Consider the following 14,995-nt stretch of genomic DNA (forward strand, 5'->3'; position numbering starts at 1 on the left):
TGGCTTAAGGATCTAAAGGTTCGTCAAAATCAATTTGCAGCGATGTTGTATTTGGGTAGAATTCCGATTCGGTATCACTTAAGCGTTTGCCGTTTTTGTATGGGTAGTAACCAAGTTCTTTTTTACACCTTTCGGGCAGTATAGTGGTAATGTAAAAGCTCTGCGATTTTACGGTACTAACCATGGCTGTTTTATCAACAGGTATGCCGTACCTAAACATTAGCCTTACGCAGTTGCGCATGTTGGTAGTGGTATGGCGGGCATGGGGTTCCATAATAATGGCACTTTCTGGTATAAGTAGGGTTTCCATCAAAAATTTTTTCATTTCAAAAGCCTCGCTGTATTTGGTTTTATAAGGGTGAACGCGCCCGCCCGATACCACAATAAATGGTGCCTGGCCTTTCTGGTATTGTATAGCAGCTAAACGGCAGCGAATCATCCCACCGGCACTTAAAGCAGTTTCTTTATCTTCGGGGCCGGCACCCGGCACCAGAATTACGCTGTAAGGATATTTCTTCCAATCGGTTTTTTTAATCTGGTTAATGGCTGGCTGGTTTACCCCGCTAACCATCGGTTCATAATCGGCCGCATCATTTCTTTCGTTCAACTCTAAAGCTACCATTGCAAAATTTAATGTAGGTTCAAAAAAGAGCTCGTTTTCGGGTTGTAAGGCCAACAAAGCATTTGCGACTGTAAGCTCTGCATACTCTTTATCTTTTAAGCTAAAACTAATCGAATCTATTTTGGGGTAATTGGGCTTGTTGCCCTCCACATATACCCCAATGGCATAATTTAACGCATTGGCATCTTGCTCCCATGCTTTAACCAATAAGTTTTTGGGTGTTTGTTCGGCATACAGCGCATAACAGCCCGAAGGGATGAGGTGATTGCTTACTACCTTGCCGAGTGCATTGTTTTCGTTGTAGCTGTTGCTTAACTCCTGGCCAATAGCTGTAATTTCTTCGGCACTAAACTTTAGCGCATTGGCGTAACAGCTAATATCGGTTTTGCAGGTTTGTAAAGCTTCGGTTGCCTGGGTTCTTTTGGTATCGGCAAATTTTTTAAGCAGGCTGTTTTCTTTCAACATTTTGTTAAGCCCGGGCAATTGTTTAAAAAGCGTAAGCAAATAGTAGTTTTTGTACTGTACTGCATTATTGCTCTTTATTAACTGGTAGGCTTGAACGGGTTTATCCTGCGCCTGTAAGCCCTGCCACAGCAGGCAGGCTATAAAAAAGGGATAGAAGACTTTCATTAAAAATTTTAATGCAAAATAAAGCTCTGGCTATTAAAAAAACATTAAGCAGATGTTACCCTTTACAAATTAATAAAACGGTTTAGGAGTGCGTATAGAAGATTTAATGTAAACTTAAAATAGCTGCAAAGATCTTTGCACAGAGTTAACATAGCGGATACATAGTGTTAAAAGCACACACCTACTTTTGTCGCCGTAGAACGCTCATAAAATTAGTTGTTAACCTTTAAGGATAAGCCTATGTAAATGCATTGATCTACATATCTGCCAAAAAATACAAACCCCAGTACTATTTAAAAATCTATTACTAAGCACAAAAAGATGACACCATTTTTTTTTACCGCAAGCATAAAAAGTGCCTGCAGGAAATTGCTTTTGCCTGTTGGTATGTTAGCTGCATGCAGCCCAGCCGCTATGGCAGTAAGCAATGCCAAATTAGTTCGGGCTACTGAGCTTAACAAACGTTTTGTTGCCATTAGCGGAACCGTAACCGACGAGAAGGGGCAACCGCTGCCGGGCGTTAGCGTTTACGATAAACAGACTAAAAAAACAACAACTACAGATACCAACGGAAAATATACTATTGAAGCCACCAATGGGGCTACGCTGGTTTTCTCGTACATTGGTTTCGATACACAGGAAGTTTCGGTATCGGGCAATAGCACAATCAATATCAGGCTTAAAGAAAGCAGCAACACTTTAAATGAAGTAGTGGCAATTGGTTACCAAAAGATCAGAAAATCGGATGTTACCGGTGCTATTAGCAGTGTTAAAGCCAGCGAATTAAACTTAACCTCGCCTACAGTGGGCCAGGCATTGGTAGGTAAAGTTGCAGGTGTACAGGTATCGCAAACCAGTGGTGCACCTTATTCGGGCACAAAAATAAGGGTAAGGGGTATTGGTTCTATTAATGCCAGTTCCGATCCTTTATACGTAATAGATGGTTATCCGGCTGGCAACAACGTAGCCATTAATCCTGAGGATATCGAAACCATCGACATTTTAAAAGATGCAGCTTCGGCAGCCATTTATGGTTCAAGGGCATCGGGTGGGGTAGTGTTAATTACCACCAAAAGAGGTAATGATGGTAAGGGCCGTTTCGAATACGATGTTCAGGGCGGTATTTCCCAACTGGCTAAAAAAGTGAAATTGCTCGATGCCAATCAGTTTATTCAGCTATTGATAGATGGCCGTAACAATGCCTATAAAGATTTATGGGTAAATGCCGGTAAAACCTGGAACGATGCCATGTATGGCGATAACAATGCTACGCGTATTGCCAATGTAGGTAACGGGAGCAGTGTAAGCATACCTGCCGATCTTTATAATTTTAGCACACAACAGGCCATCCCTGCTGCTTACAACACCGATTGGCAGGATGAGTTGTACCGCAATGCAGCCTTTCAGCGCCATAACCTTTCTTTCTCTGGGGGCACTAAAGATGTAAAATACTTTTTAAGCGGCGGTTACCAGAACAATGATGGTATTGTAACCAACACCAACCAGAAGGTAACCAACTTTAGGGGTAATATTGATGGTAAGGTGAGCGAACGCTTGCATGTTGGTGCAAACATTGCTTATACTCAAAATAATAACAGAGAGGTACAGGAAGGTCGTTATAACCTAAGTCCGATGATGTCGGCCCTGATTTATTTACCTTTCCTGCCAGCCAAAGATGCCAATGGTAATCCAATCCAGTTTGGAATGGGTTCATTAGCCTCTCAATACGGTATTCAAAATCCTGAAAACCCTTTGGCTACTGTAGCGCAAATGAAAATAATGAGAAAGGGCACCAGGAGTAGCTACAATGCCAATGCCACCTATAATATTTTAGCAGGATTGGATTTTAAAGCAAACTTAGGTACACAAACTTACAACGAGAAATACGATTATTATTTGCCAACCAGTTTAAGTAGTGGCAATACCGCACCTTATTCTCCTGAATCGATTAGGGCTGCCAATGCTATTGCGCAAACGCTTAGCCAGGTAGATCAATTGGCCGAATTTACCTTAAACTATAATAAAACTTTTGGTAAGCACAACCTAAATGTTTTAGGTGGTTATTCTGCTCAAAAGGCATCAAGCGATTTAATTCGTGTGGCAGCTAACGGTTTCCAGAACGATTATATTGGCGAAATTACTGATAAAGGCGCTGATGCAGGTTTCTTTACCCTCGATAAAAGAACTGGCAAGGTAGTAACTACCCTGGTTTCTTATTTTGGTCGTTTCAGTTATAACTATGCTGGTAAATATTTTTTAACGGGTTCTTTCCGTCGCGATGCATCTTCGAGATTTGGCCCGCAAAATAAGTATGGTAATTTCCCTTCAGTAGCTGCTGGATGGAATTTATCTGACGAAAGTTTTTACAATAATTTTTTGGGCGAACAATCGCGTGTTAAACTAAGGGCGAGCTGGGGTTTGGTTGGTAATAACAGTATTCCTGATTACCGTACTTCTCAAGAGCTGAGTGCCCCGGGTGGCGTAGTTTTTGGAAATGCAATTTCGACTGCAATTTGGCCTGGTGCGATACAAGATTTGGGTTTGGGTTGGGAATCAACTTCTCAGTTTAACTTTGGTACAGACATTAGTTTGTTTAAAAACCGCGTATCTGTTATCGCAAATTATTATTTAAGTAATTCGTTCAATTTGCTGTTTAATCAACCACTATCGGCAATTTCAGGAACGTCATCTATTTTAACAAACCTTACTGATAGCAGGGTACGTAACCAGGGTTTTGATGTACAGGTAGATGGTAAAATTATTCAGAACGACGACTTTACATTTGGGTTAAGCGGTAATATTGCCGTTAACCGCAATAAAGTTTTAGATATGGGCGGTGCCAGCACAATATACACTGCAGGCGCAGAGCGTTCGTATATAACACATGTTACCCAGGAGGGCCAACCAATAGGTATGTTTTATGGGTTTAAAGTATTGGGTAGAATTACTGCCGATAACTTAGGTAAAGTTGCACCATCGGCTGCATCAACCAATCCGGCAAAAATTGGCGATTTGTATTTTCAGGATACCGATGGAAACGGCATTGTTAACGATGCAGATAAAACTGTAATTGGTACACCTTACGCTAAATTTACCTATGGTTTTGCCTTAAACACTTCTTACAAAACTTTCGATTTAAGGGCCTCTTTCAACGGTTCGTACGGTAACCAGGTGTTAGATGGGCAGGATTATTACCTATATAACTTTGAAGGTTCGGGTAACCAGTATGCAGATGTTGCTAATCGTTACCGCAATGAAGCTAATCCGGGCAGTGGCTTAAACTACCGTCCATCACGTGCAGGTACACAAAGTAACTCTACCCGTTTATCCTCATTTTACATTCAGGATGGTTCTTATTTCAGGTGTACAAACATTACGTTGGGTTATTCTTTTCCTAAATCGCTTGCCAACGCCATTAAAGTAAGTAATGTTCGTATTTATGGCAGTATTGATAATGCCTTTACCATAACCGATTATAAAGGATATAACCCGGAGGTAGATTATAGTGCCGGAAACAACCTCGCGCCTGGGGTAGATTATGGAAACTATCCATTGGCCCGCACATATAACCTTGGTATAAAATTGACTTTTTAGAATTTAAGAAATGAAAAAACATATTTATAAAGTATTGGCCCTAAGTGCTGTTTTAAGTTTGGGAGCCTGTAAAAAAGACTTTCTAAACCAAAAGAATCCCAATGCCATCGCTGTAGAAAATTATTTTAACACAGAAAACGACGTATTGTTAGCCGTTAATGGTGTATACCAATCGCTTCGGAGTAGTAATACGGTTGGCGAAAACAGTGGCTTGTTTACCGATGAGCGCTCGGATGATGCCGGAAGAAACGATAACCAAAGTAATGCCGGCGAGCCTTTTCAGTTTAACGATTTTTCGCTTTTGCCAAGCAACTCTTATTTAAAGAGCCATTGGTTAGCACTTTACGAAGCAATTGGAAGAACCAATACTGTGCTTGCCAACATTGATAAAGTTGCTTTTGCTAACCCGGCAACGAAAGAGAATTATAAAGCCGAGGCTAAGTTTATCAGAGCGTTAATGTATTTCGAACTGGTTCGGAAATGGGGAGCTGTACCAGTAGTAACCAAGCCGCTTACTACAAAAGAAGAGGTTAAAGAAAGTACTTTCCGTGTGGCCGAAGCAGATGTATATAACCAGATTGTAGCCGATTTAAAAGATGGTTTGGGTAGTACCTTGCCAAATTTCCAAACAGGTGCCAATATTGGCAGAACTTCTAAAGCCGCATTGAATGCATATTTGGGTAAGGTTTATTTAACCATGGCAGCAACGTTGCCAAATAATAAAGCCGAAAACCTAACTAATGCAAATACCTACCTGTTGGCTGCTTACAATATGAAAGCATTCGGTAATTTATCAGAAATTCCATACACAGATGTTTTTGATGTAACGAAGAAAACAACCTGTAAAGAACTGATTTTTCAGATTTCTTATAAGCAGGGTGATATTAGCTTTAGCTCGAGTATCGCAGCAAATAACCAGGCAAAAGGCGAAACCATTAATTCGTTAAAACCATCTACCGGTATTGGTGGTAATGTAAAGTTAGATTTGGTTAATGAGTACGAAACAAGCGATTTGAGGAAAGATTTTTCGGTTAAGTTTGCCAACGATAATACCGTTAAAGATTGGTTTGTTACCAAATTTCGCGATGCAAGCCAATTGGCAACAAACGCTGGTTACGGTGGTAACGATTGTATTTTAATGCGCTATGCCGATGTAATTTTAATGCTGGCCGAGGTAAATATGTTGCAGGGTAACGATGCCGTTGCCATTCAATACCTGGATATGGTAAGGGCAAGGGCTGCAATGCCGCTTTATGCCGTAGCCAAAACCGATGCCACTTACGCCGCTAAATTTCCAACCTTAAAGCTGGCTATTTTGCACGAGCGTAGGGTAGAAATGGCTTTCGAGCACCAAAGATGGTTCGATTTAATTAGAAACTTTACCGCTGCTGAGTTAGTTACTTATTTAAAGGCCAAGCCGCAAGCATCATACGGTATTGCAAAGCTGGCCAACGTAACCACAAAAGATCGTTATTACCCAATACCTTTTGATGAGGTAAAACTCGATCCGGTTAAAATGTACCAAAACCCAGGTTATTAGAAAAGTTTAAGTTTCTGTAAAATATTAAATGGGCGGTGGAGACACCGCCCATTTGCGCTTGCATGAGTTGGGTGTTCTCACCCACCTGATAGACCGGTGAATTTTTTAGTCATTTTATACAGTTTCTTAAACTGGTTAAATAAATAGATAAGCGGGCCGATTATTTGGTGTGCCCCCAAAAGTTGGACAGATTCAAAATTAAGTTTTGCGCACAAAGTTATGCCTATGATGCTACAGTAATTATTTCAAGATTATCTTCCAATACATGGACTTTTACTGCCATTCACGACCCCTTGAATAGGACACATCCTGTCAGCGGACACAGAGACTTTGGATACATCAGCAATCCGGATGGATTGTATAATTTCTATACCAGTGGAGTCGACCGACTTAGAACTAATTTTACACAACAAGCAAAAACCAAATCATTATTCTTAAAATTTAGATCCTGAAAAGAACTGAGGCTCAGTCGAAATTATAATAAATTACCTGTAGAGTACCTCTACTAAGACTGCTACAGGGTTGTCTAATACCGAATAGGCCACTCCCGTGCGCCATACACGCTGCGATATATCCGCAAAATAGCTACCAAAGTTTCAGGAACTTCTACGGCAAGTGTTTTACTGATAATGGTTTTATCTTTATCCCATATGGAGAGCATTGCGTCATTTGCAATCTGATCAGAAGGTCATCACTAATGTATATTGCAGTCACAATCGTTCGAAGTATGGAGCGCTGCAATCAGTATAGTGGCGCTAAATTGGTTAAACGAGGTATGGTTTCTGATATTTTTTCCGTAACTATTAGGTGATTGCGTGTAGTTTCTGTATTGGGAAGTAACCAATCAACGGTAAATTTAACAACGCGGGCTTTGCGACTGGTTAATTAATTTTCGTTAATAAACTCGCTCGGTGTTTTGCCAAAATGTTTTTTAAACTCTGAGCTAAAGTATTTTCTATCATTAAAACCTACTGAATAAGCAATTTCTGAAATATTACCTGCACCTTGTTTAAGTAATTGTGCAGCCCGCTTAATGCGAATCGATTTAATAAAGTCGTTTACCGAAAGATCAGTGAGTGCCCTTATTTTTTTATACAATACCGGCTGGCTCATACCAATTTCTGATGATAGGGTAGGTACATCAAAATCCGGATCGGCAATTCTATCTTCTATAACCTGGATAATTTTACTTAAGAAATTTTGTTCAGTAGTATTAATAACCATGTTTTTAGGCTCGAGTGTAATTACCTGTGCAAATTTTTGCTTTATGGTTTCTCGTGCACTGAGCAGATTTTGGATATTTAATTCCAGTATTTTGAGGTTAAAGGGCTTCATGATATAGGCATCGGCACCATTTTCTAAACCATTTACCTGATGTACATATGCAGATCTGGCGGTTAATAAAACCACCGGAATATGGCTTGTACTCTCGTCGGTTTTAAGCTTACGGCAAAGCTCCAGGCCATCCATAACCGGCATCATTACATCACTTATAATTAAATCGGGGATGAGATCTAACGCGCATGCCAGACCAGTAGCTCCATTTTCACATTCGTAAATATTATAGCTTTGGTTTAAGGCCTGTTTAATAAATGTTCTTACATCTTCATTATCTTCTACCAGTAAAATGCTATATTTTTTTGGCGTTGCGGGCAGCGGTTGCTGCAGGTTTTGCCCGGCCAGGGTTTGCGTATCTGGTATTACTTCAATATTGTAGTTTAGTGCATTATCGTAATAAACATAATCGGGTATAAAATCATCCTGATTAAAATGTGCTTTGCCTTTCTTTAAACTTACTGTAAATGTAGTAGCTCCAAAAGCATTGTCATTTTTAGGACTGCTTTGGAAAGTAATCTGGCCATGGTGTAGTTCTACAATGCTTTTTGATAAGGATAAGCCTAAACCAGTGCCAATGGTGGTGGTGGCATTGGCCTGATAAAAATTGGTAAATAAACCGGCCTGATTTTCTAAAGGGATTCCTTTGCCATTATCGCTCACCTGAATTTGGATAAGCTGATTTTCCTGACTTATTTTTAAACCGATTTTTCCGTTTGTGGGGGTAAATTTAAAGGCGTTTGAAAGCAGGTTAAACAAAACCTTTTCCATTTGTACCTTATCAAAGTACAGCTCTATTTCTGTTTGACTGGTTTCGAAACCATACTCGATATTTTTAGAAATAGCCATGTTTTGAAAGGCCAAAAATATTTCCCTGCAAAATTTTACCACATTGCCCGGGCTTACATGTAAAGTCATTTTTCCGCTTTCTGCCTTTCTAAAATCTAGCAACTCGGTAACCAGGTTCATTAAGCGGTGTGCATTGTTTTTAATCGGTTGCAAATCCCTGTTCAGCGCAGGGTCGTCTTTTGCATTTTCGATTAGTTTATCTAAGGGGCCAACAATGAGTGTTAATGGCGTACGTATTTCGTGCGATATGTTGGTGAAAAATTCGAGTTTATGTTCGTTAACCTCTTTTTCTTTTTTAAGTACAGCTTTAATTAATAAATAACGTACAAATACAAAAGATATAGCTGCAAAAGCGCAGAAATAAAACAGGTAAGCCCACCAGGTGCGGTAAAAGGGGGGTAAAATTTTAATCTGTAAGGTACTGGCATCTTTTGTCCAAAGGCCGTCGTTATTACTCCCTTTAACGGTAAGTGTATAATTGCCTGGCGAAAGGTTGGTATAGCTTGCTGATGGAATATCTACATAATTCCAGTTTTTTTCGAAACCTTCAAGCTTATAGGCATAATGGTTTTTGTTCGATTTGATGAAGTTAAGCAGTGTAAAATCAATCGAAAATACATTTTGATCGGATTCGAAGGTGATCGATTTTAAGGTACTGATGTTTTGTTTAAGCAAGCCATCGCGGCCGTTTAACGAAACAGGTTTGTTAAAGAGCTTTAATCCGGTAAAAATAATGGGTGGCGTGGTTTTGTTTACTTTAATCTGGTCGGGGTAGAAACTAATCATTCCGCTCAATCCGCCAAAGAAAAACTGCCCTTTGCTATCTTTTAAAAACGATTTGTAATTAAATTCGTTTCCGGGTAATCCATCTTTAGTATTATAAACTTTAAAGGTATGAAGTGCTGGGTTATATTTACATAAGCCTTTATCGGTAGTAATCCACAGGTTCTGAAAATCATCTTCCAAAATGCCTCTAATGGCATTGCTGGGCAGGCCATTCAGAGCGGTTATCCGCTTATACTGGTGCTTTTCGGGATGGAGTTTAAACAGCCCGTTTCTAATGGTGCCAATTAGCAGATAACCGGTCTTATTTTCGGTTATACAGCTAATTTCATTGTATTTTAAAATTTCAGGGCTGGCAGCCACACGGTGTGCAAATTTATTAGCGCCATTTTTTAATTGGTAAAGACCTGCGTTTGTTGCCACCCATAGGGTCCTTTTGCTGTCTTCGAAAATGTAAAACACCGCATCGGCTCGGCCGTTAACCCTGTTGCGTATAAATTTACCTGTTTGCGTGTCGAAACTGTTTAGCCCTCCATTGGTACCTACCCAAAACCTGCCGAAACTATCTTCAAAAACAACGGTAATTTCATCGTTGCTTAAAGAGGAAGTATCGTTTGTACGACTGGTATAACGAACAAAACTTTTGGTTTCGGGCTTAAAAAGATTTAACCCGCCGTAATGCGTGCCGATCCAAACTTTATTGTTTTTATCGCGGATAACCGATTTAACCAAATTGGCGCTTAAACTTGCAGGGTTATTGGGGTTATTTTTATAACGGGTAAAAATATTTTTCTTACGGTCGTAGTAATTTATGCCTTCACCTTCGGTTGCAATCCACAGGTTTTGGTACTGATCTTCCATAATTGAACTCACTACATTGCTGCTCAGTCCATTTGGTGTGGTGCTACTCTGGTAAACCTTAAATGGTGTGTAGTTGGGGTACACCATGTTAACGGCGCCATAATAAGTGCCCACCCAAATAATACCCTGGCGGTCCTGATAAATATCGTAAACCGAATTTTGGCTTAAGCTTGAAGGATTTTCAGGCTCGTTTTGTAAGGTGCTGAAACTTCTGCTTGCCGGGTTGTATATATTAATGCCGTGAAGGGTTCCAATCCACAGTTTACCTTCCTGATCGAGCATAATTTTGCGCACGTTATTACTGCTTATACCCTGCGGGTTAAGGCTGGAATATGTATAGTTGGTAATTTCTTCGGTGCTGAGGTTAAGTTTGCTTACACCGGTTTGTTTGGTGCCGATCCAAAGGTTGTTTTCGCGGTCTTCTACAATAGTGGTTACATGGTTATCAACGGCTTTGTTAAGCTTATCGCTATAGGCCTTAAAGTATTTGAAGGTAACTTTACTTCCGTTAATACGCATGTTCATTAGGCCGCTACTGGTGCTTAACCACAAAGTACCAGTATGGTCTTCGGTAATGGTGTAAACTTTTTGGCTTTGTTTTTTATTATATAAAAAGTGTTTAAAGCGGTATTTTGCGGTGTCGGTTAATAAATTTAATCCGCTTGCTGTACCAACCCAAACCCTGTTTTTTTTATCCTGGTAAATACAATATATCCCAGAATTGCTTAAACTGGCGGGGTCTTTGTCATCGTGCTGGTAACGGTCAAAATTGTCATCTTTTTCGTTATACTTACTCAGGCCATCCTGTGTGCCAATTAGCAACGATCCGTTTTTGAGTGATAAAATAGAAGAAAGGTAAGATGACGCACTTAGGCTTTTTTTGTTGCCCTTTTCATTGTTATAGATTTTAAAAGTTTGAGAATCGTATTTGTTTAGCCCAAAGCGGGTTCCAAACCAGATAAATCCCCTGGCATCCTGGGCGATTGATAGCACCGAACTTTCCGAAAGCCCGTTCTCAACATTGAGGTGTTTAAAAGCATATTGGTTTTGCGCACTACCTGCTATAGTAAAAAATGCAAGTATTAAGGTGAACAAGGCTTTCATGTGAAAAGAAAAATAGAAGGGTTAGCTTAACGGGATTAAATGTACAATTCTATTTTTATTATTAAAATCAAATCAGACTACCACCAGCAATTTTAACACTTTATCTGCGTATGGCCTCTTTATCATGCCAAATTTCGATGGTTTTTAGAATTTTGCACCTATTTGTTAAGGATTTTACCCCCCTCATTCGCTCCCAAAGCAACAATTTTGAATAACCAAATATTAGAGCAAAACCAAACCATTTAAGCCGATACCTTTTTTTCTTATAGCCGGAACTGATGTTCCAGCTGTTAGCAGCTGCAGGTTATGCCCATAATTTTTTGCGATTAGAAGAAAAATGTTAGTCAACTAAACAAACAATGGAAAAACTTTACAAACATCTCAAAATTGGAGAAGCAAAACGGAGCAGTTTTAACTTACCAATAAAACTATTCTCATTAATTATGCTTTTGAGTTTTACGGTATTTACTGCCTTTGCTCAAATCATAAAAATTACAGGAACAGTAAAAGATACTCAGGGGGGAGTAATGCCTGGAGTAAGCGTTACTGTAAAAGGTACTTCAACAACAGTGGTAACTGGAAGTGATGGTAAATACACTATCGCGATGCCAGAAGCCCAAAACACATTAGTATTTAGCTACATTGGTTACGATACTAAAGAAGTATTGGCTGGTAAGGCTACAACATTAAATGTTACACTGCAAGAGCAAAACAATAGCTTAAATGATGTAGTTGTAGTAGCTTACGGTGTACAGAAAAAAGTTAATGTAATTGGTTCTGTATCTAGCATTAGTGCTAAATCCATTGAAAACAGACCGGTTACCAACTTATCATCATCTCTTGGTGGTTTAAGCTCGGGTGTATTTGTTCGTCAATCGTCTGGCAAGCCAGGTTCAGATGGTGCCACCCTCAGAATTCGTGGTACCGGAACAATAAATAACAATAATCCATTAGTGGTAGTTGATGGGGTTATCGGAAGTATAGATGCCGTTAATCCCAACGACGTTGAAAGTGTTTCGGTTTTAAAAGATGCGGCCGCTTCATCAATCTATGGTTCACTTGCTGCAAATGGGGTTATCTTAATTACCACAAAAAGAGGAAATAGCGGAAAAACAGTAGTAAGTTATGCGGGATTGGCATCAATTGCAAAACCTGCAAATCTGCCAACTTTTATAACCGATTATATTACTCACATGAATTTGGTTAATGAAGGTTACCGTAATTTAGGGCAAAATCCTATTTATACAGATGCTACCATTGCACAGTGGGCGGCTGCAAACGCCAATCCTGACGGATTAACCCCACAAGGTGTACCCAATTATATTGCTTATCCAAATACAGATTGGGGCAGTGCTATATTTGAAAATAATGTTGTGCAACAACATAATATTTCCTTAAATGGTGGATCTGAAAATACAAAATTCTTATTATCTGCATTGTATCTTAATAATCCGGGTACAATGGCAAATACAGGTTCTGATAAATACAGTTTGCGTATAAACTTAGAATCGAAAGTGGCTAAATTTTTAACCGTAGGTACGCAAACCTTTGCTTCTTATCAAACCTATGGTTTAGCCAATACCGATAATGCATTTAACTTTTTGCGTCAAACCACACCGGGCGTATATCCGGTTTGGAATGGTAAATACGGTTTTCCGGCTGCTGCTGAAGAATCTTCAACTGCAAATAACATTGTTCAATATCTGTATGGTACTGGTGGTGCTGATAATGAGACCCGTATTAACACAACAGTTTTTGCACGATTTGATATTTTAAAAGGTTTAGATTTCGAAACTCGTTTTAACTATCAAACCCGACAAGAAGAATTTAATAACCATGCCGTTACTTTCGAAAAATGGAATTTTGCAACCAATACATTAAAATCTCCTAAAACTACAGCCGACCAGTTAACCACAAGTTATGGTTTTAATAAAAATTATGGGATAACAATAGATAATATTTTAAAATATAACACCACTATAGCCAAACACCATGATATTAGTTTGTTGGCTGGTTACAATCAATACTACTATAATTATTATAACATTGGTGCTACCGGAAAAGGCTTGTACGATGAAGCAGTTACAACACTTGGATCTGCTACCGCTATCACATCGGGAACAGGTGGCGAGTATGATTATGCCATGCGTTCGGCTTATGGTCGTTTAAATTATGCTTACAAAAGCAAATACCTTTTTGAAGGTGTGTTCAGGTATGATGGATCTTCAAAATTCGCGGAAGATTATCGCTGGGGATTTTTCCCTGCTTTCTCAGCAGGATGGCGTATTTCTCAGGAACCATTTATGAGTAAATTGAACGATTACATTGGGAATCTAAAACTTCGTGCCTCGTGGGGTAAAACAGGTAACAATGTAATGAATACGGTATCGGCTCTGGGTAACTACGATTATCAGGCACTTTACAGTGGTACGAACTATTCATTTAACGGTGCACAAGCCAGTGGGTTAATATCAACCAAATTTGCCAACCCATTTTTGGTTTGGGAAGCTACTACAACAACCAACCTTGGTTTAGATGGTAATTTATTCCATGGTAAAATGAATTTTGAAATTGACTTGTATAATAAATTCACATCTAAAATTTTATTTACACCAACTATTCCTATAACATCGGGAACAGCTACTGCAGCAACTCAAAATATTGCAGAAATGTCTAACAAAGGTTTAGAGCTTACTTTAGGTTATAATAGTAATATCGGCGATTTTAAATATGGTGTTTCAGGTAATTTTGCATATAATTTTAACCGCGTAACCAAGTACAAAGGTACTTATCAGGCTGGCTATACAACAGATGCATTAGGAAACAAGGTTTATACTTCAAACCTGGGTAGTGTTTCCAGCGGTGGCGCTAACCGTATTTTAGCTGATCACGAATTCAATGAATATTACATGCAAACCGTTTACAAAGGCGATGGAAATTATTTTACAAACGGGAATGTAAATGTTAATGGCGGGCCTAAAGATGGTATGATCCGTACACCAGCTGATATGGATTGGTTAAATGCAATGATTGCAGCAGGATATTCTTTCCAGCCAGCCGGAGGTGTTGGTAAAACCAAAATTTATTATGGTGATTTAATTTATGCAGATAACAATGGTGATGGACTTTATGGTAATAGCTTTGATGCACAGTTCTTAAATAAATCTTCTACACCAAGGTTTAACTACGGCTTTAGCATGAATTTATCGTATAAAAATATAGATCTTTCTATGCTATGGTCAGGCAGTGCAGGCATGTGGTATTACTGGAATGCTACAGGCTATAACAACTCTGTTGTATCTCTTGGTAATGCAGTAAGTACCTTAATAGCAAACGATCATTATTATTACAACGATGCAAATCCTAACGATCCGGCTAATAATATTAATGCAAAATATCCAAGACTTAAAAATACTACCGATGTTCAAAACGCAGCAGTAACAAGTGATTTTTACTTATATAATGCTTCATATCTAAAGTTGAAAAACTTACAGATTGGTTATACGCTGCCAGAAAAAATTTCTAAAAAAGCGGCCATGAGCAGAGCAAGAATTTTCCTTTCAGGAGAAAACCTGTTTACCATTACCAATTATCCGGGCTTAGATCCTGAAATAGGAGCAGGAGTATCTTATCCAACTATGCGCCAGTATTCTTTAGGCTTAAATGTTACTTTTTAA

Annotated in this window: 5 protein-coding genes; 3 read left to right on the forward strand and 2 right to left on the reverse strand. The window is 39.1% G+C overall.

Going from position 1 to position 14,995, the window contains the following annotated elements:
• Positions 1-4: 4 nt before the first annotated feature.
• Positions 5-1,252: a YdcF family protein gene (locus DBR40_RS03030; RefSeq protein WP_199748263.1), complete on the reverse strand. Its 1,248-nt coding sequence runs from the start codon at positions 1,250-1,252 to the stop codon at positions 5-7.
• Between the two features lie 321 nt (positions 1,253-1,573).
• Between DBR40_RS03030 and DBR40_RS03035 the strand changes: the two genes are divergently transcribed.
• Both DBR40_RS03035 and DBR40_RS03040 read left to right on the forward strand, forming a co-directional pair.
• The gene (locus tag DBR40_RS03035) at positions 1,574-4,846 is read left to right on the forward strand and encodes a SusC/RagA family TonB-linked outer membrane protein (protein ID WP_124558335.1); all 3,273 of its coding nucleotides are present in this window, start codon (positions 1,574-1,576) and stop codon (positions 4,844-4,846) included.
• A 10-nt stretch (positions 4,847-4,856) separates the two neighbouring features.
• Positions 4,857-6,386, forward strand: coding sequence for a RagB/SusD family nutrient uptake outer membrane protein (locus tag DBR40_RS03040; protein WP_124558336.1), 1,530 nt, complete (start codon positions 4,857-4,859; stop codon positions 6,384-6,386).
• An 885-nt stretch (positions 6,387-7,271) separates the two neighbouring features.
• Here the strand turns inward: DBR40_RS03040 and DBR40_RS03045 are convergent.
• A complete protein-coding gene (locus DBR40_RS03045; RefSeq protein WP_124558337.1) occupies positions 7,272-11,318 on the reverse strand; it encodes a two-component regulator propeller domain-containing protein in 4,047 nt (1,348 codons plus the stop codon).
• 359 nt (positions 11,319-11,677) lie between these two features.
• Between DBR40_RS03045 and DBR40_RS03050 the strand changes: the two genes are divergently transcribed.
• Entirely contained in the window at positions 11,678-14,995 is a 3,318-nt protein-coding gene (locus tag DBR40_RS03050; RefSeq protein ID WP_124558338.1) for a SusC/RagA family TonB-linked outer membrane protein, read from the forward strand.

It is taken from the genome of Pedobacter sp. KBW01, assembly GCF_003852395.1.
Lineage (GTDB): Bacteria > Bacteroidota > Bacteroidia > Sphingobacteriales > Sphingobacteriaceae > Pedobacter.